This window comes from Bordetella genomosp. 5 (genome assembly GCF_002261315.1).
Classification (GTDB): domain Bacteria; phylum Pseudomonadota; class Gammaproteobacteria; order Burkholderiales; family Burkholderiaceae_B; genus Bordetella.
Genome location: NZ_NEVP01000004.1, coordinates 377,171 through 401,434, shown reverse-complemented (window position 1 = coordinate 401,434; position 24,264 = coordinate 377,171). Strand labels below are relative to the sequence as shown.

Annotated in this window: 22 protein-coding genes and 1 tRNA gene; 9 read left to right on the top strand and 14 right to left on the bottom strand. The window is 67.5% G+C overall.

Going from position 1 to position 24,264, the window contains the following annotated elements:
• Nucleotides 1–13: 13 nt before the first annotated feature.
• From CAL25_RS07380 to ggt, 4 genes are all read right to left on the bottom strand, one after another.
• Nucleotides 14–889: an ABC transporter permease gene (locus CAL25_RS07380; RefSeq protein ID WP_094799288.1), complete on the bottom strand. Its 876-nt coding sequence runs from the start codon at nt 887–889 to the stop codon at nt 14–16.
• The gene (locus CAL25_RS07375; protein WP_094799287.1) at nt 886–1,830 is read right to left on the bottom strand and encodes an ABC transporter permease; all 945 of its coding nucleotides are present in this window, start codon (nt 1,828–1,830) and stop codon (nt 886–888) included. Before CAL25_RS07375 ends, CAL25_RS07380 begins: the two co-directional genes overlap by 4 nt.
• A gap of 74 nt (nt 1,831–1,904) precedes the next feature.
• Entirely contained in the window at nt 1,905–3,422 is a 1,518-nt protein-coding gene (locus CAL25_RS07370; protein WP_094799286.1) for an ABC transporter substrate-binding protein, read from the bottom strand.
• 79 nt (nt 3,423–3,501) lie between these two features.
• Nucleotides 3,502–5,130 (bottom strand): gamma-glutamyltransferase, encoded by a 1,629-nt coding sequence (gene ggt, locus CAL25_RS07365; protein WP_094799285.1) that lies wholly within the window; start codon nt 5,128–5,130, stop codon nt 3,502–3,504.
• A 131-nt stretch (nt 5,131–5,261) separates the two neighbouring features.
• Between ggt and CAL25_RS07360 the strand changes: the two genes are divergently transcribed.
• Nucleotides 5,262–6,158 carry a LysR family transcriptional regulator gene (locus tag CAL25_RS07360; protein WP_094799284.1) on the top strand — a complete coding sequence of 299 codons (897 nt, stop codon included), beginning with the start codon at nt 5,262–5,264 and terminating at the stop codon, nt 6,156–6,158.
• 83 nt (nt 6,159–6,241) lie between these two features.
• Here CAL25_RS07360 and CAL25_RS07355 read toward each other — a convergent pair whose 3' ends face one another.
• The 3 genes from CAL25_RS07355 to CAL25_RS07345 all read right to left on the bottom strand — a co-directional run bounded on the left by CAL25_RS07355 (nt 6,242) and on the right by CAL25_RS07345 (nt 9,712).
• On the bottom strand, nt 6,242–6,580 hold the full coding sequence (locus tag CAL25_RS07355; protein WP_094799283.1) for a P-II family nitrogen regulator: 339 nt from the start codon (nt 6,578–6,580) through the stop codon (nt 6,242–6,244).
• A 34-nt stretch (nt 6,581–6,614) separates the two neighbouring features.
• A complete protein-coding gene (locus CAL25_RS07350) occupies nt 6,615–8,249 on the bottom strand; it encodes an NAD+ synthase (protein WP_094799282.1) in 1,635 nt (544 codons plus the stop codon).
• Between the two features lie 164 nt (nt 8,250–8,413).
• A complete protein-coding gene (locus CAL25_RS07345) occupies nt 8,414–9,712 on the bottom strand; it encodes a mechanosensitive ion channel family protein (RefSeq protein WP_094799479.1) in 1,299 nt (432 codons plus the stop codon).
• Nucleotides 9,713–9,837: 125 nt separating this feature from the next.
• Between CAL25_RS07345 and argH the strand changes: the two genes are divergently transcribed.
• On the top strand, nt 9,838–11,259 hold the full coding sequence (argH, locus tag CAL25_RS07340) for an argininosuccinate lyase (RefSeq protein WP_094799281.1): 1,422 nt from the start codon (nt 9,838–9,840) through the stop codon (nt 11,257–11,259).
• A gap of 257 nt (nt 11,260–11,516) precedes the next feature.
• Here argH and CAL25_RS07335 read toward each other — a convergent pair whose 3' ends face one another.
• The 3 genes from CAL25_RS07335 to CAL25_RS24365 all read right to left on the bottom strand — a co-directional run bounded on the left by CAL25_RS07335 (nt 11,517) and on the right by CAL25_RS24365 (nt 13,140).
• Nucleotides 11,517–12,101 carry a nitroreductase family protein gene (locus CAL25_RS07335; RefSeq protein WP_094799280.1) on the bottom strand — a complete coding sequence of 195 codons (585 nt, stop codon included), beginning with the start codon at nt 12,099–12,101 and terminating at the stop codon, nt 11,517–11,519.
• Nucleotides 12,102–12,211: 110 nt separating this feature from the next.
• The gene (gene cadR / locus CAL25_RS07330) at nt 12,212–12,646 is read right to left on the bottom strand and encodes a Cd(II)/Pb(II)-responsive transcriptional regulator (RefSeq protein ID WP_094799279.1); all 435 of its coding nucleotides are present in this window, start codon (nt 12,644–12,646) and stop codon (nt 12,212–12,214) included.
• 50 nt (nt 12,647–12,696) lie between these two features.
• Nucleotides 12,697–13,140: a hypothetical protein gene (locus CAL25_RS24365; protein WP_249278983.1), complete on the bottom strand. Its 444-nt coding sequence runs from the start codon at nt 13,138–13,140 to the stop codon at nt 12,697–12,699.
• 24 nt (nt 13,141–13,164) lie between these two features.
• Between CAL25_RS24365 and CAL25_RS07325 the strand changes: the two genes are divergently transcribed.
• The 6 genes from CAL25_RS07325 to CAL25_RS07300 all read left to right on the top strand — a co-directional run bounded on the left by CAL25_RS07325 (nt 13,165) and on the right by CAL25_RS07300 (nt 18,272).
• Nucleotides 13,165–15,309, top strand: a complete 2,145-nt coding sequence (locus CAL25_RS07325; RefSeq protein WP_249278982.1) for a heavy metal translocating P-type ATPase — start codon at nt 13,165–13,167, stop codon at nt 15,307–15,309.
• A gap of 208 nt (nt 15,310–15,517) precedes the next feature.
• Nucleotides 15,518–16,432, top strand: a complete 915-nt coding sequence (locus CAL25_RS07320; RefSeq protein WP_094799277.1) for a LysR family transcriptional regulator — start codon at nt 15,518–15,520, stop codon at nt 16,430–16,432.
• A 239-nt stretch (nt 16,433–16,671) separates the two neighbouring features.
• Entirely contained in the window at nt 16,672–16,920 is a 249-nt protein-coding gene (locus tag CAL25_RS07315; protein WP_094799276.1) for a type II toxin-antitoxin system Phd/YefM family antitoxin, read from the top strand.
• Nucleotides 16,910–17,191: a type II toxin-antitoxin system RelE family toxin gene (locus CAL25_RS07310; RefSeq protein WP_094799275.1), complete on the top strand. Its 282-nt coding sequence runs from the start codon at nt 16,910–16,912 to the stop codon at nt 17,189–17,191. Before CAL25_RS07315 ends, CAL25_RS07310 begins: the two co-directional genes overlap by 11 nt.
• A gap of 162 nt (nt 17,192–17,353) precedes the next feature.
• A complete protein-coding gene (gene xth, locus CAL25_RS07305) occupies nt 17,354–18,133 on the top strand; it encodes an exodeoxyribonuclease III (protein ID WP_094799274.1) in 780 nt (259 codons plus the stop codon).
• Between the two features lie 63 nt (nt 18,134–18,196).
• A tRNA-Ala gene (locus CAL25_RS07300) sits at nt 18,197–18,272 on the top strand.
• A 436-nt stretch (nt 18,273–18,708) separates the two neighbouring features.
• On the opposite strand, the gene CAL25_RS07295 is transcribed toward CAL25_RS07300, so the two are convergent.
• The 4 genes from CAL25_RS07295 to CAL25_RS07280 all read right to left on the bottom strand — a co-directional run bounded on the left by CAL25_RS07295 (nt 18,709) and on the right by CAL25_RS07280 (nt 23,109).
• Entirely contained in the window at nt 18,709–21,114 is a 2,406-nt protein-coding gene (locus tag CAL25_RS07295; protein WP_094799273.1) for a TonB-dependent siderophore receptor, read from the bottom strand.
• 83 nt (nt 21,115–21,197) lie between these two features.
• Complete coding sequence (locus CAL25_RS07290; protein WP_094799272.1) at nt 21,198–22,166, bottom strand: DUF4880 domain-containing protein; 969 nt, start codon at nt 22,164–22,166, stop codon at nt 21,198–21,200.
• A 17-nt stretch (nt 22,167–22,183) separates the two neighbouring features.
• Nucleotides 22,184–22,690, bottom strand: coding sequence for a sigma-70 family RNA polymerase sigma factor (locus tag CAL25_RS07285; protein ID WP_094799271.1), 507 nt, complete (start codon nt 22,688–22,690; stop codon nt 22,184–22,186).
• Between the two features lie 71 nt (nt 22,691–22,761).
• Nucleotides 22,762–23,109: a carboxymuconolactone decarboxylase family protein gene (locus CAL25_RS07280; RefSeq protein WP_094799270.1), complete on the bottom strand. Its 348-nt coding sequence runs from the start codon at nt 23,107–23,109 to the stop codon at nt 22,762–22,764.
• 185 nt (nt 23,110–23,294) lie between these two features.
• Here CAL25_RS07280 and CAL25_RS07275 point away from each other — a divergent pair, with 185 nt between their 5' ends.
• Nucleotides 23,295–24,236, top strand: coding sequence for a cupin domain-containing protein (locus CAL25_RS07275; RefSeq protein WP_094799269.1), 942 nt, complete (start codon nt 23,295–23,297; stop codon nt 24,234–24,236).
• Nucleotides 24,237–24,264: the final 28 nt, after the last annotated feature.

Genomic DNA, 24,264 nt, shown 5'->3' with positions numbered 1-24,264 from the left:
CTTGCCATCGTATTCATTTCTCTTGGCGCGGATCGAGCGCGTCGCGCAGCCCGTCGCCGAGCAGGTTGAAACCCAGCACCGCCAGGAAGATCGCCGATCCGGGGAAGATCGACATCCAGGGCGCCTGCGTCATGAAGTTTTTCGCCGTGTTCAGCATCGAACCCCAGGACGGGTTCGGCGGCTGCAGACCCAGGCCCAGGAACGACAGGCTGGCCTCGGCGATGATGGCCGTGGCGATCGTGATGGTGGCCTGCACGATGAGCGGCGGCATCACGTTCGGGAAGATGTGGCGGCCGATGATGCGCAGGTCGGAGGCCCCGAGGGCCCGCGCGCTCTGCACGTAATCTTCGTTGCGCACCGCCAGCACCTGGCCGCGTGTGATCCGGATGAACTTCGGCGCGGCGGACACGCCGATCGCGATCATCGCGTTGATCAGGCTGGGGCCCAGGAAGGCGGCCAGCGCGATCGCCAGGATCAGGAACGGAATCGCGAGCAGCGCTTCGGTGGCGCGCGAGATCACGCTGTCGGTCCAGCCGCCGAAGTAGCCGGCGGCCAGCCCGAACGGCACGCCGACCACCAGCGCGATCAGCACCGAGACCATGCCGGCCATCAGCGACGCCCGGGCGCCGTAGATCATGCGGCTATAGATGTCTCGGCCCAGCTCGTCGGTGCCCAGCCAGAACGCCGACGAAGGCGCCTTGCGGATGGTCATGAAGCTGGTCTGGAAGGGATCGTGGCTCGCGAGCAGCGGGGCGAAGATCGCCAGCATCACGAAGAACAGCACGATGAAGGCGCCGACGAGGGCCACCTTGTTGCGTTTGAATTTGTTCCACGCGCGGTTGCCGGCGCGGGGCGGCACGGCGGGCGCCGTTGCGGTCGTTGCGCTCATTGGTGCCTCAGGCGGGGATTGACGAGAATGTAGAGAACGTCGGCGATCAGGTTCATCACGATGAAGCCCACGGCCACGCAGAGCACCACGCCCTGCACCACCGCGTAGTCACGGTTGAACACCGCATCGACGATCAGCTTGCCGAAGCCCGGAATCGTGAACACCTGCTCGGTCAGCACCGCGCCGGCGAGCAGCTCGCCGAACAGCAGCGTGACCAGCGTCACGATGGGCATCAGCGCATTGCGCAGCGCGTGGCGCAGCACCACCTTGCGCGCCGACACGCCCTTGGCGCGCGCGGTGCGCACATAGTCGGCCGACAGCGCCTCGAGCATGGCCGAGCGCGTGTGCCGCATCAGATACGCCGCGATCGCCGTCGACAGCACGAGCGACGGCATCAGCATGGTCTTGAACGAGAGCCAGAGATCCTCGGACGGCGGCACATAGCCCGAGGCAGGCAGCAGCTTCCATTGCACCGACACCACCATGATGAGGATGATGCCCAGCCAGAAATTCGGTATCGACATGCCTGAGAGCGCCGCGACGTTGGCACCCATCTCGACCGAGGTGCCCTTGCGCACCGCGGCGATGATGCCCAGCGGAATCCCGACCAGCACCGCAAAGAACATGGCCATGGCGGCCAGTTGCAGCGTCACGGGCAGCTTCTGGGCGATCAGCGAGGTCACGGGCACATCGGTACGGATCGACTTGCCCAGGTCGCCCTGCATCACCTGCGAGACCCAGGCCACATACTGCATGGGCAAGGGATCGTTGAGCCGGTATTTGTCGCGCAGATAGTCGAGCACGGCCGGGTCGCGCTCTTCGCCGGCCAGTGTCAGCACCGGGTCGCCGGGCAGAATTTTTTGCAGCATGAACACGATCATCGACACCAGGATCAGTGTCGGGATCGCGACCACCATGCGGCGCAGGATCAGTTTCAACATGGGCGTAAAACCATAAAACAACGAAACACGCCCGGGCGCCCCGCAGGCAGCGGCGCGTCCGGGCGATCAGGCTCTTACTTCTGGGCCAGCGTGACGCCCTTCAGGCGGATCATGCCGTCGGGGTACGGCGCGAAGCCGCGCACGTTCTTGGCCAGCACGAAGGGCCAGGGTTGGTAGTACAGGTAGATGTTGTGCGCGTCGTTGTGCAGGATGGTCTGCGCCTGGTCGTAAATGGCCTTGCGCTTCGCTTCATCGGGCACCGTGCGCGCGTCGGCGAGCAGCTTGTCGACCTCGGCGTTGCAGTAGCGGCCGTCGTTGAGCGCGCCCTTGCACGTGACGAACTGATAGATGTTGCCATCGGGATCGACGCGGCCGGACCAGCCGCGCAGAATGATCTCGAAGTTGCCGGCGGAGGCTTCGTTCAGCAGCGCCGCGTACTCGGTCGGACGCAGGTTGAGCTTGAAGCCCGCTTCGGCCGCCATGGCCTGGATCATCTCGGCGATGGCCGACGTGGTGGTGTTGTTGCCGAAGGCAAACTCGCCGCGCACTTCGTTCAGGCCGGCTTCCTTGAGCAGCGCGCGCGCCTTGGCCACGTCACGCTTGGGCACCGGGAACTTGTCGCTGTGGTAGGGGCTGGCGGGCGGGAACGGCTGGCTGGCCGCATCGAAGATGCCGCCGCCGACGACCTGATTGATCACGTCGCGGTCGATCGACAGCTCCAGGGCGCGGCGCACGCGCACATCCTTGAAGGCGTTGTCGGCGCGCTTGCCGTTGTTCAGATTGAAGAACATTTCCTGGAAGCCCAGGCCGGCCACGGGCGCGAACTGCACGCTCTTGTCGTCCTTGACCTGCGGCGCGTCGGAGGGATTCAGGCGCTCGAGGATGTCGAGGCCGCCGGCGCGCAGGTTCTGCAGGCGCACGGTGGTGTCGGGGATCGGCAGGAAGACCAGCCGCTTGAAGGCGTAATCCTTGGCGTCGTAGTACTGGTCGAACTTCTCGAGCACGATGCGATCGTTCTGCACCCGCTCGACGAACTTGTACGGGCCCGAGCAGACCGGCTTGCGGCCGACGTTGGCCGAGTCGCCTTCGAAGGTCTTGGGCGAGAGCATCATGCCAGCGCGGTCGGACAGCTGCGCGAGCAGCGTGGCATCGGGCCGCTTGAGCGTGAGGACCAGCGTGTCGGCCGCCGGCGCGTCGATCTTCTCGACCGATGCCAGCTCGCCCTTGCGCATGCTGTCCTGCAGGTTCATGGCGCGTTCGAGGTTGGCCTTGGCCGAGGCGGCGTCGAACTTGCTGCCGTCGTGGAAGGCGGCGTCGGTGCGCAGCTTGAAGGTCAGGACCTTGTTGTCTTCGGACCAGCTCCACGAGGTGGCCAGCTGCGGCACGAAATGCAGCTTCTGGTCGATGTCGACGAGCTTGTCGCACAACGAGGTGAACACGATGCGGCCCACGTAGGTGCGCGCGCGGTGCGGGTCCAGTACGTCGGGATCTTCTTGCAGGCCGATGCGCAGATCCTGCGCCGCCACGGTGCCGCCGATCATCGCCAGCAGCGCGCCGCCGAGCGCGAGACCAAATCGTTGCTTCAGTTTCATTATCCGTTTCCCCTTGGATGTCGTTGACTGATTGCGTGGAGAGAGTGTGGCGGCGCGGCCGGGGCCGCGCCGCGCGCCGTCAGAAGCCGACGGCCTGGCCGTCGCGGCGGCTGTCGCTGGCCGCCACATAGCCACGTTCGTTGTCGCTTTCGTCGAGGCGCCAGATGAACTGGCCGGCGCCGAAATCCATATAGGGATCGTCGACCGACTTCAGGGCATGGCCCAGGTCCTTCAGACCCTGGACGACAGACTGATTCATGGACGACTCGACGTCAAGCGTGAAATCGCGGTTGACCTTCCAGCGCGGCGCGCAGCAGGCGGCCTGGGGCGACTGGTGGTAATCGAGCATGCGGATAACCGTCTGCAGGTGACCCTGGGGCTGCATGTCGCCGCCCATCACGCCGAAGCTCATCACGGGCTTGCCGCCACGGGTGAGGAAGCCCGGAATGATGGTGTGGAAGGGGCGCTTGCCGGGTTCCACCACATTGGCCGACGCGGGGTTCATGGAGAAGCCCACGCCGCGGTTCTGCATGCTGATACCGGTGCCCGGCACGACCACGCCGGAGCCGAAGCCCATGTAGTTGGACTGGATGAACGAGATCATCATGCCGTTTTCGTCGGCGGCGGTCAGGTAGACCGTGCCACCGGCATGCGGACGGCCAGCCTCGAAATGCGTCGCGCCATCCAGACGGATCAGCTTGGCGCGGCTGTCGAGGTAGGCGTCGGACAGCATCTGCTCGGGCGTGACTTCCATGCTGCGCGGATCGGCCACGTAGCGATACAGGTCGGAGAAGGCGAGCTTCATCGCCTCGATCTGCACGTGCTGCGATTGCACCGAGTCCACCGGCATGTTGGCCAGATCGAAACGCTCGCAGATGCCCAGCGCGATCAGGGCGGCGATGCCCTGGCCGTTCGGCGGGATCTCGTTGAGCTCGTAGCCGCGATAGGACTTGCTGATCGGCTCGACCCATTCCGGCTTGTAGTTGCGCAGGTCGTCGAGCGTCATGGCACCGCCGCACTCCTTGCTGAAGGCGGCAATGCGCTCGGCCAGCTCGCCTTCGTAGAAGTCGCGGCCCTTGCTGGCGGCGATGCGGCGCAGCGTGTTGGCCGCGTCGGGGAAGCGGAAATGCTCGCCCACGGCCGGTGCGCGGCCCTCGGGCATGAAGGCGGCGGCGTAGCCGGGCTGGTCCTTGAGCTCGGACGCGGCGGCGGCCCACTTGTGCGCCACCACCGGCGGCACGGTGTAGCCGCGCTCGGCGATTTCGATCGCCGGGTCGAACAGTTGGTCGAACGGCAGCTTGCCGAGCTTCTCGTGCAGGGCGGCCCAGCCGGCCACCACGCCCGGCACCGTCGCCGAATCCCAGCCGCGCTTGGGCTGCTTGGCAAAGCCATCGGGGCCCGTGCCGTACTTCTGCTTGAAGTAGTCGACGTTCCAGGCGGCCGGGGCCACGCCGGAGGAATTCAGGCCGTGCAGCTTGTTGCCATCCCAGACCAGCGCGAAGCAGTCGCCGCCCAGCCCGCACGACACCGGCTCGGTCAGCACGATCGTGGCCGCGGCCGCGATCGCGGCGTCGACCGCGTTGCCGCCCTTGAGCAGGATGCGCAGGCCCGCCTGCGCCGCCAGCGGGTGCGAGGTCGACACCACGTTGCGCGCGAACAGCGGAATCCGATGGGAAGGATAAGGATTGGACCAATCGAAGGATTTCATGGCAGCAGCCCCACGGCTCAAAGCAAAGGAAGCTGGCGAAGGTACTCCCGTGCTTTAATTAAATCAATTTGATTTGTTGATCCGTCATCAAAGAATTTTTTATATAACGCCACGCTTACGGGTATACCCGAATGAGCTCTTTACGCTTCATGCGGACCTTTCTGGCGGTCGCCCACCACGGCACCTTTTCCGAGGCCGCCGAGCAGGTCGCCCTCACCCAGGCCGCCGTGAGTTTTCAGATGCGCGCGCTGGAGGCCGAATTGGGACGCGAGCTGTTCGATCGCAGCGGCCGTCTCGCCATCCTGAACGCCGCGGGCCGCGAGCTGCTGCCCGAAATCAAGCAGTTAGTGGATTTTTACGACCGACTGCGCGTGCCGCGCAATCCCGCCGACGAACTGGCGGGCGCCGTGTCCGTGGGCGCCATCGTGTCCTGCATGGGCACGCTCTCCAAGGTGGTCACGCGCATGAAGCGCGAGCATCCGGGTCTGGACGTGCGGGTGTTCTCGGGCAAGGCCAGCGAGCTGGCCGGCAAGGTGGAGGCCAGCGAACTCGATGCCGCCTTCGTGGTGGAGGCCGGCCGCAAGATGGCCAGCACGCGCTGGACGCCGCTCTATGAAGAGCCGCTGGTGGTGCTGTCGCATCCCTCGGCCACCGGCAGCGGCGTGCGCGAGCTGCTGATGCAGAACCCGTTTCTGCGCTTCGACCGTACCCAGCGCACCGGCCTGCAGATCGACCGCGTGCTGCGCCGCCTGGGCGTGACGGTGGACGATTTCCTCGAGCTCAATGCGATCGAAACGCTGGTGGAACTGGTGCGCCAGGAAACCGGCGTCACCTTGCTGCCGCTGCTCAATGGCAGCCACTGGCTCAACGCGCCGGATCTGCGGGTGTGGCGTTTGCCCGCCGATCTGGACGCGGTGGCTCGCACGATCGGCATGCTCGAACGGCGCGAACACGCGCGCCAGCACATCACGGCGGCGATCTGCGAAGCCTGCCTGCCGGTGTTCCGGGCGCGCCAGCCCAGCGCCTGATCACGGCCGCCCCAAAGCAAAAGCGGCCGGAATGCGGCCGCTTTTGTAGAGCGTGGCGGCCCGGGCCGCCCTGCGTGCGCGGATCAGAGCGCCTGCTCGTCGGCCTCGCCGGTGCGGATGCGGATGGCCTGCTCGACCGGCGTGACGAAGATCTTGCCGTCGCCGATCTTGCCGGTGCGCGCCGCCTTCAGCACGGCCTCGATGGCCTGATCGACCAGCTCGTCGGCCAGCACGACCTCGACCCGGATCTTGGGCAGGAAGTCCACCACGTATTCGGCGCCACGGTAGAGCTCGGTGTGACCCTTCTGGCGGCCGAAGCCTTTGACTTCGGTCACGGTCAGGCCGCTGACGCCGACCTCGGCCAGCGCTTCGCGGACCTCGTCGAGCTTGAACGGTTTGATGATGGCGGTGACTTGTTTCACGTTCTGCAGTCCTGGAGATGTTGAACGGGTCGGCTCAATGGCGTTCCCGGAATCCGTTGGTGACAGGATAACGCCAATCGCGGCCGAACGCGCGAGGCGTGATGCGCGGGCCGGGAGGCGCCTGGCGCCGTTTGTATTCGTTGATGCGGATCAGCCGCACGACCTGCTCGACGGCCTCCGGCGCGAAGCCCTCGGCCACGATCTCGGCCGGCGCCGCGTTCTGCTCCATATAGCGGGCCATGATGGCGTCGAGCACGTCGTACGGCGGCAGGCTATCCTGGTCGGTCTGGTCGGGGCGCAGCTCGGCCGATGGCGCACGCGTGATGATGCGCTCCGGAATCACGTCGCCGCGCGTATTGCGCCAGGTGGCGAGGCGGTACACCAGCGTTTTGGGCACATCCTTGATGACCGCGAAGCCGCCCGCCATGTCGCCATACAGCGTGCAGTAGCCGGTGGTCATCTCCGACTTGTTGCCGGTGGTGAGCACCAGACGGCCCGTCTTGTTCGACAGCCCCATGAGCAGCGTGCCGCGAGCGCGGGCCTGGATATTTTCTTCGGTGGCGTCCACGGGGCGGCCGGCAAAGTGCGGCGCGAGCGCGGCCTCGAAGGCCTCGACCACCGGCCCGATGACGATCTCGTCGTATTGCACGCCGACGCGGCGCGCCATGTCGGCGGCGTCGGTGAGCGAGATGTCGGCGGTGTAGCGCGACGGCATCATCACCGCGCGCACGTTGTCGGCGCCGATGGCGTCGACCGCCACCGCGAGCACCACGGCGGAATCGATCCCGCCGGACAGACCGATGATCACGCCCGGAAAGCCGTTTTTGCCGAGGTAGTCGCGCACGCCAAGCACCAGCGCGTTCCAGACCTGCTCCTCGAGGGCGTACGGCGCGACATCGGCGCCGGCGCTCAGAGGCCGCACAGCACCCGCCGCGTCGACCTCGATCAGGTTCACGCCTTCGGTGAAATCCGGCAGACGCGCGGCGCAACGGCCCTGCGCGTCGAGTGCGAACGACGCGCCATCGAACACCAGCTCGTCCTGGCCGCCCACCAGATTCGCATAGACCAGCGCGCAGCCAGTGGCCTGCACGCAGCGCGCGGCCACGGCCTGGCGCGCCTCCTGCTTGCCGGTGTTGTAGGGCGAACCATTCGGCACCAGCAGCACCTGCGCACCGGCGCGCGCGCTCTGCACGGGCGCGCGGTCGAACCAGATGTCTTCGCAGATCACCACGCCCAGGCGGACGTCCTTGACCGTGAAGACCAGCGGCTCGCTGCCCGCCTCGAAATAGCGCTGCTCGTCGAAGACCGCGTAGTTGGGCAGCTCCTGCTTGCGATAGGTGCCGATCAGCCGGCCCTCGCACAGCACGGACGCGGCGTTGTAGAGCCCCTGGGCGTCGGCCGCCACATGCCCCACCACCACATGCAGACCGGCCAGGCCGGCCAGGTCGGCGCGCAGCTGCTCGAGCACGGCCAGCTGACGCGTCACGAAAGACGGACGCAGCAGCAGGTCTTCAGGCGGATAACCGACCAGAACCAGCTCGGGCGTGACCAGCACATCCGCGCCTTGGGCGTGGGCATCGCGGGCGGCGGCGAGCACCTTGCCGGCATTGCGATCGAGATCGCCCACACAGGCGTTGATTTGGGCGATGGCGACCCGGACTGCACTCATGAACGACGATTCCCGCTGACGGTATGAAAGGCGGGGGCGATTATCGCACGGGGCGCACGGCGTGGAACCGCCTCGATCCGCCTGCGCAACAGGGCCGGAAACCGGTGAAAACGCCCCGGTTTGGTGCATGCGGGAGCGCGGGCGGCTACGGGCCTCGCCCTGCCCTAACGCTCCGTCGACGCGATCTGCTCGCGCTGCGCTTCGTTGAGCGCGGCGGCGCGCATGTCGCCGGCGAACTTGCCGAAGTCAGCTCCGGACGGCGCCTGATACAGACGCAGGCCCAGTTCGGGCAGCACGGCCAACAGATGGTCGAAGATATCGCCCTGGATGCGCTCGTACTCGACCCAGGCGGTGATCGCGGTGAAGCAATACACCTCGATCGGAATCCCTTCGGTCTGCGGCTCCATCATGCGCACCATCATCGCCATGTCCTGGCGCACTTCGGGATGTTGGCGCAGATACGCCAGCGCGTACATGCGGAAGGTGCCGATGTTGGTCAGGCGGCGCCGGTTGGCGGGCACCGACGCCAGCTCGCCGAGCTTGTTGTTCGTCTCGGTGATCGCATCTTCCTTGGCGATCAGGTAATCGTGCAGCAGATGCACGCCCTTCAGGCCGCGGGCGTCGTTCTCGTCCAGAAAGCGCACGCTGGTGGCGTCGATGCGCAGCGTGCGCTTGATGCGCCGGCCGCCCGATTCGAACATCTGACGGTAGTTGCGGTAGCTCTCGGAAAACAGCTTGTAGGTCGGCACGGTGGTCACCGTGTTGTCCCAGTTCTGCACCTTCACCGTATGCAGCGCGATGTCTTTGACGAAGCCGTCCGCGTTGGCCTGCGGCATCTCGATCCAGTCGCCGATGCGCAGCATGTCGTTGGAGGTGAGCTGGGTGCTGGCCACCAGGGACAGCAGCGTGTCCTTGAACACCAGCAGCAGCACGGCCGACAGCGCACCCAGACCGGAGATCATCCACAGCGGCGAGCGGTCGATCATGATCGACAGCACCAGCACCGTGCACACCGCGTACAGCATCAGTTTGCCGATCTGGATGTAACCCTTGATCGACCGCGTCTGCGCGCGCGTGGTGGCCGAGTAGGTGTCCTGCCAGGCGCTGAGCAGGCCGCTCACGCCGATGAACACGCAGATCCAGGCGGCCGCGTGCGACAGCCGCCCGACCACGGTCACGACCCGCTCGGCATGCGGCACCATATCGATGCCCAACGACACCACGGCGAACGGCACCGCATACCAGAAGTTGTGATACGCCCGCCGCTTCGCGAGCGCCTTGTCCCAATCATCGCGGCCCGTCGCCACCAGCAGCCGGTGCGCGAAGTAGAGCACCAGGCGCGCGACCACCCACTGGGCAAACAGCGCCGTCAGCACCAGCGCCCCCACCCCGACCAGGGTTTGCGCCCACGGCTGGGACGGCACCGAGTGGTCGAGCACGTCGACGAGGTTTTCCCATTGCATGGCCAAGACAGCATTCCTTCTAACAATCCGGGCCCAGATTATCCGCCATCGGGCCGCCGCGAAGGGTTTCAGACTGTGGCGGCGGCTCGCAAGGGCGTCGCCGCTGGCCCTATAATCCCGCCATCATGGCAAATACTCCCGACTCCAATCAGAACCAGTTCGCCAACAAGGCGAGCGCCTGGTCCGCCCGTTTCTCCGAACCGGTCTCCGATCTCGTCAAGCGCTACACGGCCTCCGTCGATTTCGACAAGCGCCTCGCGCGTCACGACATCCGTGGCTCGCTGGCGCATGCCGACATGCTGGCCGCCCAGGGCATCATTTCGGCCGACGATCTCGCCGCCATCCAGCGCGGCATGCAACAGATCAGCGGCGAAATCGACGCGGGCACGTTCCAGTGGCTGCTCGACCTCGAAGACGTGCACCTGAACATCGAAAAGCGCCTGGTCGAGCTCGTCGGCGATGCCGGCAAGCGCCTGCATACCGGCCGTTCGCGCAACGATCAGGTGGCCACCGACATCCGCCTCTGGCTGCGCGACGAAATCGACGGCCTGATCGAGCTGCTGCGCCAGCTGCGCCGCGCGCTGGCGACCGTGGCGCTGGACAACGCCGGCACCATCCTGCCGGGCTTCACCCATCTGCAAGTGGCGCAACCGGTCACGTTCGGCCATCACCTGCTCGCCTACGCCGAGATGTTCGGCCGCGACGCCGAGCGCCTGGCCGACGTGCGCAAGCGCGTGAACCGCCTGCCGCTGGGCGCCGCCGCGCTGGCCGGCACCAGCTTCCCGATCGACCGCGAGCGCGTAGCGCGGACGCTGGACTTCGACGGGGTGTGCCGCAACTCGCTCGACGCCGTGTCGGATCGCGACTTCGCCATCGAGTTCTGCGCCGCCGCCGCGCTCATCATGACCCACGTCTCGCGCCTGTCGGAAGAGCTCGTGATCTGGATGAGCCCGCGCGTGGGCTTCATCGACCTGGCCGACCGCTTCTGCACCGGCAGCTCGATCATGCCGCAAAAGAAAAACCCCGACGTGCCCGAGCTGGCACGCGGCAAGACCGGCCGCGTCAACGGCCACCTCGTCGCGCTGCTGACCCTGATGAAGGGCCAGCCCCTGGCCTACAACAAGGACAACCAGGAAGACAAGGAAGGCCTGTTCGACACCGTCGACACCGTGCGCGACACGCTCACGCTGTTCGCCGACATGGCCGGCGGCATCAAGGTCAAGCCCGACAACATGCGCGCCGCGGCCCTGCAGGGCTTCGCCACCGCCACCGATCTGGCCGACTACCTGGTCAAGCGCGGCCTGCCGTTCCGCGACGCCCACGAAGTCGTGGCCCACGCTGTGCGGGATTGCGAGCAGCGCGGTTGCGATCTGGCCGACCTCACCACCGACGAGCTCAAGGCGTACAACCCCGCCATCGCCGACGACGTGCACGAAGTGCTCACGCTCGAAGGCTCGGTGGCGGCACGCAACCACATCGGCGGCACCGCCCCTGAGCGCGTGCGCGAAGAGGCCCAACGCGTGCTGGACCAGACCGCCCAGGCCTGAGTCCGGCCGCGCGGCGCGTGCGGGCCCGATCGCGGGCCGACGCGCCGGCACCAAGCAAAAGCCCCGCCATGGCGGGGCTTTTGCTTAAGGGTACTGCCCGCGGCCGATGGGCCGGGCCTGGCTTGGCTTGGCCTGCCCTGTCCTGACCTGACCTGTCCTGACCTGACCTGACCTGTCCTGACCTGACCTGACCTGACCTGACCTGACCGGGCCGGGCCTGACCTGGCCGGGCCTGACCGGGCCGGGCCGCTACCGACTCAGACGCCGGTCCACTCGCTGGTGAACTTGCGGAAATCCGGGCGCTCGATCTTCGGCACCTCGCAACCGGGCGTGCCGATCGCCAGGAAGCCCAGGAAACGGTGATCCAGCGAATCGAAGCCGAGCTTTTCCTGCACTTCTTCGACATAGGTGCCCAGGCCCGTGCTCCAGAACGCGCCGTAGCCCAGCATATGGACCGCGTTCAGGATGTTCATCACGGCGGTACCGGCCGCCAGGATCTGCTCCTGCTCCTGGATCTTGCCGTCTTCGATCTTGGCGGCCAGGGCCAGGAAGAGCGGCACGCTCGCCATCCACTCGCGCACCGACTTCTCTTTCTCGGGCGTCATGCGCGGATCGCCGCTGCGCTTGACCGCGTCGAGCGCCATGTCCGCCAGCTTGGCGATGTTCTCGCCGCGGATGATCTTGAAGCGCCACGGCCGCAGCGCGCCGTGGTCCGGCGCGCTCATGGCGGCCTGCAGAATCTGTTCGAGCTCGTCGGGCTTGGGCGCCGGCGCACGCAGGAATTTCATCGAACGGCGGCTGCTCAGGGCGTGGAGCGGGGAAACGGTATCGGTCAGGGACATGGGTGACAGAGCCAAATGCAAAAAAGATAGATTCTCATATTACGCCAGGCATGTGCCCGGCGCGGACAAGTCCCGCCCGGTGACAGGGACTTCGAACGGAGTCGGGCCGTTCAACCCAGGTGGGTGTGCCGCTCGGGCCGCTCTTCCACCTGCATCTCGGACAGCCCGTGCAGAATGCCGCAGTCTTCGGCGTCCGGATGGGCCGAGAGGCAACGCTGCCGCAGCTCATCGAGCTGGGCTTTCAGCTGCGTGAGCTCGGCGATGCGTTCGTCGACGTGGGCGATGTGCTCGTCGAACAGCTCGTTGATCGGCCCGCACCCCGTCGTGTGATTGTCGGCCAGGGTCAGGATCTGCCGGATCTCGTCCTGCGTCATGTCGAGCGCGCGGCAATTGCGGATCAGGCGCAGCCGGTCGAGATGCACTTGGCCATAGCTACGGTAGTTGTTCAGGCCGCGCTCGGGTGCCGGCAACAGCCCTTCCTTCTCGTAATAGCGCACCGTCTCGACCGTCGTGCCGGCCGCCTTGGCGAGTTCACCGATCTTCATGGGACCTCCCTTGAATGCCGGGCGCCGCAATATCGGCACCCCGCTTGACCCTATAGTAACTCCAGGGTGTTGAATCGCACCATACCCCGGCCGGTCCCCAACAGGACGGCCCCCGTCTCGTTGGAGACGCTGCCGTGGAATGCGATATGTCCCGACTTTCTGAATCCGCTACGGCGCCGCTGTCCGGCGCCGCACCCCGCTCCGGCGCCGACCGCGATCACGCCGGTCAGGCGCACGACCGTGATCGCGCGGGCCATGCCCAGGACCACGCCCGCGATGCGCACGGGCACGACCACGACCACGCGGCCACCTGCGGTCACGATCATGCGCACGGGCACGGCCACACCCATGACGACGAACAGGGTCATGCGCACCGGCACGCGCACGCGCCTGATCCCGAGCACGGTCATGCGCACCGGCACGAGCACGCGGCTGAACCCGAACCTGGTCAGGACGGTTCCGGCGCGCACGCCGACCCTGCCGCGCATCGGCATGGCGGCTGCTGCGCGCCGGCCGCCGTGGCCGCCGCCCCCGCCGCCGCGCTCCAGGCCGGTCCGGGACAGGCGGTGGCGCGTGTGCGCATCGGGCAGATGGACTGCCCCACCGAAGAAACCCTGATTCGCAAGAAGCTGGGCGGCATGGACGGCGTGCACGCGCTGGACTTCAATCTGATGCAGCGGATTCTGACCGTGGTGCATGCCGAAGCGGCGCTGGATCGCGTGCTGGTCGCCATCAAGTCGCTGGGCATGACGCCGGAATTGCTGGCGGAAGATGCGCCCGCGCGCGCGGCGGAGCCCGCGCCGTCCGGCGCATGGCGCTGGCTCGCGGCGGGCGGCGTGCTCGCCGTGGCGGCCGAAGTCGCGCACTTTGCCGGCCTGCCGTCCGGCGTTACGGCCGTGCTCGCGCTGGCCGCCATTGCCGCCTGCGGCCTCACGACCTACCGCAAGGGCTGGATTGCCGTGCGCAACGGCAATCTCAATATCAACGCGCTGATGAGCATCGCCGTCACCGGCGCGGTACTGATCGGCCAATGGCCCGAGGCGGCCATGGTCATGTTCCTCTTCAATGTGGCGGAGCTGATCGAAGGCCGCGCGCTGGACCGCGCACGTAATGCCGTGCGCGGCCTGATGGATCTCGCGCCGCAGACGGCGCATGTGCGCCAGCCGGATGGCCAGTGGCGCGATGTGCCCGCCTCGGCGCTGCGCATCGGCGACCGGGTGCGCGTGCGTCCGGGCGAGCGCATCGCGGCCGACGGCGAGGTCGCCGAAGGCCGCTCCACGGTCGACCAGGCACCCATCACCGGCGAAAGCATTCCGGTCGACAAGGCGCCGGGCGACGCGGTGTATGCCGGCACGGTCAACGCCTCCGGCTCGTTCGACTACCAGGTGACGGCCGCCGCGGGCAACACCACGCTCGATCGCATCATTCATGCGGTCGAGCAGGCCCAGGCCGCGCGGGCGCCCACCCAGCGATTCATCGACCGTTTCTCGCGGGTCTACACGCCCACCGTGGTGGTGCTGGCGGCGCTGGTGGCGCTGGTGCCGCCGCTGCTGCTCGACCACGGCTGGCTCGACTCGATCTATCGCGCACTCGCGTTGCTGATCATCGCCTGCCCCTGCGCACTCGTGATTTCGACGCCGGTAAGCGTGGTGAGCGGTCTCACGGCCGCCGCGCGCCGCGGCATCCTGATCAAAGGCGGGGTCTACCTCGAAGAAGGCCGCAAGCTGCGCTGGCTGGCGCTCGACAAGACCGGCACGCTGACCCAGGGCCGGCCGGTACAGCGCGACCTGACCGTCGTGGCGCCGCAGGATCACGCCGATGCCGCGCGCATCGCGGTGAGCCTGGCCGCGCGTTCGGATCACCCCGTATCGCGGGCGCTGGTCCAGGCCGACACGGCCGATGCCGCCACGCGTCTGGAGGTGCAGGACGTCGAGGCCCTGGCCGGTCGCGGCGTGGCCGGCACGATCGCCGGCGTGCGTTATCACCTGGGCAACCGCCGTCTCATGGCCGAGCTCGGCGTGCTCACCGACGCGGCCGAGCGCTACATCGACGAGGCCGAGAACGCCGGCGCCACCGCCATCGCGCTGGCGGATGGGCAGCGCGTGCTGGTGCTGGCCAGCGTGGCCGACATGCTCAAGCCGACCAGCGCGGCGGCCATCGCCGACCTGCACGCGCTCGGCGTGAAGACGCTGATGCTCACCGGCGACAACGTCCGCGTCGCCACGCGCATCGGCGCCGAACTCGGCATCGACGAGGTGCGCGCCGACATGCTGCCCGAGGACAAGCTGGCGCAGATCGAAGGCGCCCTGGGCCGCGAAGGCCAGGTCGGCATGGTCGGCGATGGCATCAACGACGCGCCGGCGCTGGCGCGCGCCGACATCGGCTTCGCCATGGGCGCGGCCGGCACCGGCACCGCGATCGAGACGGCCGACGTCGCGTTGATGGACGACGATCTGCGCAAGGTCGGCACCTTCGTGCGCCTGTCGCGCGCGACGCACCGCGTGCTGATGCAGAACATCATCCTCGCGCTCGGCATCAAGGCCGTGTTCCTGGCCCTGGCCGTCACCGGCCACGCCACCCTGTGGATGGCCGTGTTCGCGGATGTGGGTGCCAGCCTGCTGGTGGTGGCCAACGGGCTCAGATTGCTGCGCGCCGTACGCTGAACGTGGTCCTGGCACCAGGCCCCTTGGCAGCCGGCCCCGGGGGCTTCGAACGAGACGCTTCGCGGGTACCGGCCGACTGCCGCCGTATCCGTGAACGCCCGATCCGGCGGCCCAGCGGACCCGCGCGGCGCGCGCCGCGCATCGGCTGCGATATAGTGCGGTTCATTCTCGCCTACCTTCCTGGCCGCGCCGCACGCGGGTCTACCGGATGCAAGACCTCAACGACCTCTATTACTTCGTCCAAGTGGTGGACCACGCCGGCTTCGCGCCGGCGGGCCGTGCCCTTGGCATCCCCAAGTCCAAACTCAGCCGCCGCATCGCGCTGCTCGAAGAGCGCCTGGGCACCCGCCTGATCCAGCGCTCGACGCGGCGCTTCACGGTGACCGACATCGGCCAGACATACTACGGCCACTGCCGCGCCATGCTGGTCGAAGCCGAGGCCGCCGACGAGGCCATCGCGGTGAACCGCGCCGAGCCGCGCGGCGTGGTCCGCATGACCTGCCCGGTGGCCCTGCTCGAGGCACAGGTCGGCGCCATGGTGGCCGACTTCATGGTGGCCCACCCGCTGGTGCACGTGCACCTCGAAGACACCAACCGCCAGGTTGACGTGGTGGGCGAAGGCATCGACGTCGCGCTGCGCGTGCGCCCCGGGCCGCTGCAGGATAGCGATCTGGTGTTGCGCATCCTGTCCGAACGCGGCCAATGCCTGGTGGCCAGCCCGACCCTGCTCAAGCAGATCGGCGCCGAGCCGTTCACCTCGCCGCTGGATCTCACCCGCCTGCCCAGCCTCGCGCTCGGCCTCGGCGCGGCGCAGGCCGAGCAAGCCTGGCATCTGATCGGCCCCGACGGCCAGACGGCCACGGTGCCGCATCGCCCGCGCCTCATCACCCGCTCCATGCTCGCCCTGCGCGCATCGGCGCTGGCCGGCGTGGGCGTGGTGCAGCTGCCCAACATGATCGTGCACGAACAGCTCGCCCGCGGCGAACTGGTGCATCTGCTGCCGGGTTGGGCGCCCCGCCGCGAAATCGTGCACGCCGTCTTCGCCTCCCGCCGCGGCCTGCTGCCCTCGGTGCGCACGCTGATCGACTTCATGGCCGAACGCTTCGAGCAGATTGGAGACTGAGAACGGTCAACGCGGCGCCCCGCCCTGGGGCGTCGACCTCCGCTAGTACGAACCCGCTGTGCGCATTCCGTGCACACGCGCTCTCTCGTTGCGTCCCATCGGGCCCAATGCTGTACGCCGGCGGCAGGCGCGGGCGCGCATCAGTCTGAGCTTAGCTCGGGAAGGTGCCTTCTTACGTATCCATAGGAGTACCATTGATGGCACCACTAATTGCGCTCAAGCCGCCCCGGGAGTTCGCCATGGCCCACGTCATCCTCGCTGAGATTGCCGCGAGCGTCACAGATCTGAAACGCGACCCGATGGGCACCGTCGCGGCGGGCGGCGGGTTTCCCGTGGCGATCCTCAACCGCAACGAGCCCGCCTTTTACTGCATCCCCGCGCAGGCCTATGAGGCACTGCTCGATCGCCTCGAAGATCTCCAACTGAACGCGACCGCCGACGCGCGCCACGACGACCGCGAGATCGAGGTGTCGCCCGATGAGCTATAGGCTGAGGTTTAAAGCCGCGGCCTGGAAGGAATGGCACGATCTCGACGCCACCGTGCGAGCGCACTTCAAAAACAAGCTGCTGGAACGCCTCCTGAATCCACGGGTGCCGCCCGCAAAACTGGCGGGCCATCCCGACCGATACAAGATCAAGCTCCGGAGCGAGGGCTATCGGCTGGTCTACGAAGTGCGCGACGGCGCACTGGTGGTGCTGGTGGTCGCGGTCGGCAAGCGAGACCGCGACGCGGTGTATAGAGCGGCGGCGCGTCGCTAGGCACGCCCGCGAACGGCGGCCTGTCCCCTCCCGCGCGGTATCATGTGCCGACCCGGGATCGCCCGCGGCGCACTGGCCCGGCCATGCGATCCGCCGCCGCCCGCGGCCCACGCCCGAACCGGCTTGCCGCGCGCCGACAAACCATAAAGAACACCGAACGCCATGCAGTTAACCACCTGGAACGTCAATTCCCTGAATGTCCGCCTGCCACAGGTACTCGCTTGGCTCGAGGCCAATCCGGTCGACGCGCTGTGCATCCAGGAGCTCAAGCTCACCGACGACAAGTTTCCGGTCGAGGCCTTTACGCAGCTCGGCTATCACGCGGCGTGGGCGGGCCAGAAAACGTATAACGGCGTGGCGATCCTGTCGCGCGAGCCGGGCTTCGCCCTCACCCGCAACATCCCCGGCTACGACGATCCGCAGCAGCGCATCCTGGCCGTCACCCTGCCCTCGCCGGCCGGCGACGTGCGGGTGATCTGCGCCTACTGTCCCAACGGCCAGTCCATAGGCAGCGACAAATACGCCTACAAGCTGGAATGGTTCGGCAAGCTGCGGCACTGGGTCGAGGAAGAGATGCGCACCTACCCGCGCCTGGCGCTCCTGGGCGACTACAACGTCGCCCCCGCCGATGCCGACGTGCACAACCCCGAAAAATGGGAAGGCCAGGTGCTCGTGTCCGAGCCCGAGCGCGCGGCCTTCCGCGCCCTGCTGGATCTGGGCCTGGCCGACTCGTTCCGGCTCTTCGATCAGCCCGAAAAATCGTTCACCTGGTGGGATTACCGGCAGTTCGCCTTCCGCCGCAACGCCGGCCTGCGCATCGATCACGTGCTGCTCTCCGATCCGCTGCGCGACGCCTGCACGTCGGTGGTCATCGACCGGGCCATGCGGGCCAACGAACAGCCCTCCGACCACGCGCCGGTCACGGCCACGCTCAAATTCTGAGCACCCCACGAGCCGCTACACGCCCGGAAAATTTTCGGGTATAGTTTTGCTCTTGCTTGATTTGGGGCGGTAGCTCAGCTGGGAGAGCGTCGCGTTCGCAATGCGAAGGTCGGGAGTTCGATCCTCCTCCGCTCCACCAAATTCAGCATAAAGGCCTCCGATTCGTCGGAGGCCTTTTTCTTTGGTTGATGGCATTTGCCGCCGCGCCCCGCGCTCCGGGTTCACCGCATCCGCATCGACTTGGGCGAATGGCCGTAGGCGGTGAAGCTGCCCAGGTGCTGGTAGCCCACCTTGTGGGTCACGGTGGACACGCGTTTTCCCGCCTCGAGCAGGTCGAGCGCGGCAACGTGCTGCCGCGGGCAGGCGAGATTCCGGCGGCGATACTGGCCGCCGGCCTGCAGCAGGTGCAGGCGCTGGGCCGGCTGGCATTCCCCCTCGGGCCGGTCTGGGTCTACCAGGGACGCCGGCCCGAACGAGCGGACGCGGATGTCCCTTGCGCTTGAGATCGCGCGTGAGGTTGAGCGCGCGGCGGGCAGGCTCCACCTGACACGGCTGCCCCCGGCTCGCTCACTTTCTCAATACTGCGCGCGCACCGTCAGCATCACGTTGGCGGGCTCGCCGTAGTAGGTCTGGCGCGCCGACCCGCCGGCATAGCGTTCGAAGTAGCGCTTGTCGAATACATTGTTCACGGTGAGCGTGGCCGAGAGACGCTCGCTCCAGGCGTACCCCGCCTGCACCGTGAAGACCGAGTGGCCGCCCTGGCGCCAGCGAACGTTGCCGTAGTCGGCATACGTGGCGCTCGACGTGCGCATGCCCATGCCCACGAACGCGCCGTGCGCCAGCTGATCCGAGAAACGGTAGCGCGTCCAGAGGTGGAACTGATGACGCGGAAAAGTCGAGTCGAAGGCAGTGCCGACCACCTCGGGCAGGCCGTCGCGATGCTTGGTCTGGGTGTAGGCGTAGCCGGTGGTGATGTCCCAGCGCGGCGTGACGCGGCCCGTGAGCTCGGCCTCGAAACCCTGGCTGCGCACCTTGCCCGCCGCGATCGAATAGTCTTCGTTCAGCGGGTCATCGACCGCCCTGCCCTTGTCATCGATGCGGAACACCGCGACGTGCGCATTCAGCCGATCATCGAGAAACGCGCCCTTCAGACCCAGTTCGACCTGCGCGCCGGTGCGGGGCGACAGGAACGTGTCGCCCAGCGCGCGTTCCGTTTGCGGCGCGAAAATCCGGTTGTAGCTGGCGTAGGCCGATACCTGGCTGGTCAGATCGTAGATTGCGCCGACGTTCGGCACGAAACGCGCGTTGATGCTCTGATCGTTTTGCGGCGCGTCGGGATCGCGCGACTTCCACCAGGCGAGCCGGCCGCCGACCAGCACGGTGAGATCCTGCATCGGCTTGATGCGCGTGGATGCGTACGTGCCGTATTCCAGCGTGCGCGGCTCGGGCGGATCGCCGAGGTCATTGTCGGGCAAGTGCAGATCATTGTCGGGCGTGTCCACGTTCTGGCGCCAGATGCGATAGCGCTCCTGGATCTGCCCGCCCTTGAACTCCTGCAGATTGGCGCCCACTGTGAACGAATGCGTGCGGCCCCAGGCTTCGAACGGCTGGGTCACAAAGGTGTCGAGGCCGCGATTGATCTGGGTGGACTTCTGCCATGCGCCCTCGAGGTCGAACTCGCGCGTGACAGGATTGACCATGCTGTTCGAGATGAAGCGGTCCATGGTGTTGCGTGTCACGTACTGGTTGGCGGTGGTGCGCCACCGTGCGCCACTCTCGAAACGATGATCGAGCTCGACAAACGCGCTGTGGCCACGGTCTTCCTTCACGCCATGGCGCGATCCCAGGAAGGTCGAACGCGAGTAGTCCGGCGTGCGGCCGCCCGCGATCAGCGGCAGGCCGGCGAATGCCACCGACTCGCCACGCTGCTGCGTCATCCCTGCCGACAAGGTGGTGGACGGGGTGAAGTCGTACTCGAGCGTGGCGTACACCGTCTGGGTGCGCTGACTCACCTCGTCGACAAAGCTGCGGCCTTGATCGTGGATCGCCACGATGCGCCCGCGCAGCGAACCGTCGGCGTTCAGGCCGCTGGTCAGATCGAGCTCGCCGCGATAGCGGTCCCAGCTGCCGACCATCGCCGCGCCGGCGATGCGCGTCTCGGCATGCGCACGCTTGCGCGCCAGGTTGATCGTGCCGCTGGGCTCGCCCGCGCCCTCGAGCAGGCCCGCGGGGCCGCGCCAGACTTCCACGCGGTCATACAGGCCCATGTCGAGCAGCGCGCTGCCCCACATGCCCTGACCGCCACGCAATGGCATCCCGTCGACCAGATAGTTGTTCAGCCGGAACCCCCGCGAGCGCAGATTGACCACGCCGGTGGATGTGGCGAACACCCGGATGCCCGTGACATGCTCCATCGCGTCGCCCAGCGACACGGCGTTGCGGTCATCGAGGTTGGCGCGTGTGAGTACCGAGACCGACTGCGGAATTTCCTTCAGCGGCACCTCTTCCTTGCCGATCGACACGGCACGCGCCGTGTACTCGCCCGTGCCTTCGCTGACCGGATCATTCCAGCGGCCGGACACCACGACCGGCGCCAATTCCGCGGCGGGCGAACCGGCGGCGGACGGCAGCGCGCGCAGGCTCAGCGCCCCGCTCGGCGTATGGACAAGCTCCAGACCGGTGCCCCGCAGCGCGGCCCGCAGGGCCTCTGCCGGCGTGGCGGTGATGTTCACGCCCGGACTCTGGCGCCCCTCGACGAGCTGCGCCGGCACCGCGAGCGCCAGACCGCTGCCGTTGACGATGGCGTTGAGCACATCGCCCAACGCCCCCGGCGCGATCACATAGGGCCGGGCCGCGTCAGGCCGGGCCGCGTCAGCTTCGGTCGTTCGTGTATCGGCGGGAAGGGTCTGGGCCAGCGGGGCCTGCCAGGGCAGCGCCCCCGTGGCCACGATGGCCAGGATCGGGGCAATCCGGTAATGCATGAAGAAAACTCCTGTCGCGTTGCGTTCCTGATGGAGTGCAAAACCATCAGGCGCACTGGACAGGCATTTTCAAAAAGTTACATTCAAGCCGCTGCCGCGAGATCGATGGTGATCCACCACGGCCCGATCCTCTGGATCTGGATGGGCAGGGTGTCGGCCAGCGCATCGAGGGCGCGCGGTACATCGTTGAGCGGTAGGCTCGCGTGCACGGGCAGACGCGCCGCGGCGGGCGAGACACGCAAAATGCCGGGGGTGTAGCGGCGCAGCGCGGCCACGACTTCGCCCAGCGGCAAAGGCGCCGCCGAGAGATAGCCCGATTCCCATTCCGCACCGGTGACCGCTCCTCGCAACGCCAGGGCATGGCCGTCCTCGCCCATCAGCAGCCCTTCGCCCTGCTCCACGCGATGCGCCGCGGTGCCGCGCCATGCGACCTCCACGGCATCGCGCAGCGCAAAGATGCGCACTGCGGCGTCGAGCCGGCTCGCCACGAAGCGCCCCTGCGCGGCCTGCACGCGCACGTCTCCAGCGATGAGCTCGAACGCGGGCCAGGCCTCGCGAGCGGCCGGCGCCACCTCGGCGATCACATCGCCGCCGCGCAGCCTGACCTGCCGATGCGTGGCATCAAACCGCACGTCGGCCGCGGACCGGGCGTTGAGCATCAGATGGCTGCCATCCGGCAGGTCGAACGACTTGCGTTGCGCCGTACGCGTGGCCATGTCAGCCGCCAGCGTTCCCAGAGGCACGACACGATCAGTACCCCACGCGCCTGCCCCCACGCCGGCCAGCAGCAACAGCGACTTGAGCGCGGAGCGGCGCGCCGGCTGACGCAGCATCTGCCGCAATGCCGCCTGCTCGCGGCCCGGCAGGCGCCCATCCACCGCGGCGATGGCGTGCAACGGCGTGGCCAGCCCTTTTTGCAGGCGCTGCCAGGCTGATTCATGCGTGGGAGATGCGGCCAGCCAGGCATCGAAGCGGGCCTGGTCCTTGGTGGTGGCCCGGCCGGAGCTCAAGAGCACCATCCAGTCCATTGCCTGATCGATTGCGCGTTCCATGGTGTCCGGGGCCCCGCTCAGAAAAGACCGTTCTTTTCGCAGCACTGCAGGGCCTGCTTCATGTACCGCACCACGGTGCGAAACGACACCTGCAGGCGCTGCGCGATTTCGTCATAGCTCAGACCGTCGACCTGGCTGTGAAAAAACGCCGCGCGCGCGGGCGCCGACAGGCCGTGCAAGGCATGGTCCAGACGCTGAATCGCATCGATCATCAAGGTCACGTCTTCGGCCGAAGGCGCGACCTCGGGTGCGAGTTGGGCCAGCGTATCGAGGCAGGCCCGCTCCAGCTCGCGCTCACGGTAGCGCCGATACACCAGCCGCTGGCCGATGCGCATCAAAAAGGCGCGGGGATGCTGGATGACCGAAAGATCGGTCTTGCGGAACAGCAGCTCGGTGAAGGTATCGCTGCACAGATCCTCGGCCTCGCCGTGGTCGCGCACGTGCCGCAGCAGGCGCGAGGTCAGCCACCGATGGTTCTCTTTGAAGAGCGTATGCAGCGAACGATCGGTGAGATCGGAAGACATCCCGCACGCGGGCCCCGGGCCCTGTAATTGATAATAATTACCATTATAGAGGCAAGCCGGGGCGGCGAGCGTCAGCCCTGTTTGGGCGGCAGTTCCGCCAGCGCGTCCATCACGCGCGCCGAGTACACCATGGCGGCGCCCGCGTTCAGCGCGACGGCCACGCCGAGCGCCTCGGCGACTTCTTCGCGCGTCGCGCCCGCCTTGTCGGCCGCCGCCGCATGCACGGCGATGCAGCCATCGCAACGCGTGGTCACGGCCACGGCGAGCGCGATCAGCTCACGCGTCTTGGCGTCGAGGTGGCCGGTTTTTTCGCCGGCGCGCGCGATCGTCTGGTAGCCGGCCAGCGTGTCCGGCGTGAGCTTGCCCAGTTCGCCGATGCGGCCGCCGAGTTGTTTGCGGTAGTCGTTCCAGTCCAGCATGGTGAGGCTCCTTCATGAGACCGGCCGTCATGGCCGGTGGGATTCGAGGTGTCCCGCCGGCTCGTGCCGGCGAGGTGATGGAGTCATTCTGCGCCCGACGGCACGCGCCTTTAAGACTTAGAATCCTCATTCTCTAGCGAATTCGTCTCAAGCCCGAGGTCCGGACGCGGGAAGGAGACAAGAACATGGATGCACTGAGCCAGCTGCTGACGCTGGGCCGTTTCGAAGCGCGCATGGACGTGCGCTGTCTGCTGGACGGCCCGTTCGTCATGCCGCACGACGCCATGCCCACCAACGAGCTGCCCTTTCACCTGCTGCTCTCGGGCCAGTGCACGGTGCGAACGGCTTCGGGCGAGATCCCCATGCAGGCCGGTGACTTCGTGCTGATCAGCCACGGGCAGGCGCACACGATGGCGCATAGCGGCGCCGCGCGCGTTCGCAGCGCCGGCCGCGCCCTCACACGCAGCACGCCCGGCGAGCATGCGACGCTGCCGTTGGTCAGCAACCTGGGCACGCAGGCCCGCGCCAGCGTGGATCTGGTCTGTGGCCGCTATGTGCATCCCCCCGGCGCCGGCGCGCTGCTCACGCAGGTGCTGCCGCCGGTGTTGCACGCCACGCTTGCCGCGGCGACGGAGAGCCCGCCGCTGGATGCGCTCATCGCGCTGCTGCGCGCCGAGTCGGCCACCGCGCGGCCCGGCGCGCATGCCTTGATCAACGCGTTGGGTCAGGCCCTGCTGGCGCTTGCGCTGCGCGCGCATGGCCGCGCGGCGCACGCACCGCCCGGCATGCTGCGGCTTCTGGCCGACGCGCGGCTCGCCCCGTCGATTCAGGCACTGCTGCGCGAACCGGGGGCGGACTGGACGCTCGATACGCTGGCCGAGCGCGCCGCGATGTCGCGCGCCACTTATGCACGGCAAGTGCAGGCGGTGGCGGGAACGGCGGCGGGCGCACTGGTGTCGCGGCTGCGCATGATGCAGGCCTGCGAACTCCTGCAGGACTCGCGCCGATCGGTCGCCGACGTGGCCGACGCCGTGGGCTATCGTTCCGAAGCGGCTTTCGGCAAGGCGTTCCAGGCCGTGCTGGGCGAGCCGCCCGGACGCTGGCGGCGCGCTCGCGCGCAGGGTTGATTCGCGGGCAACTGATTGCACGCGCCTG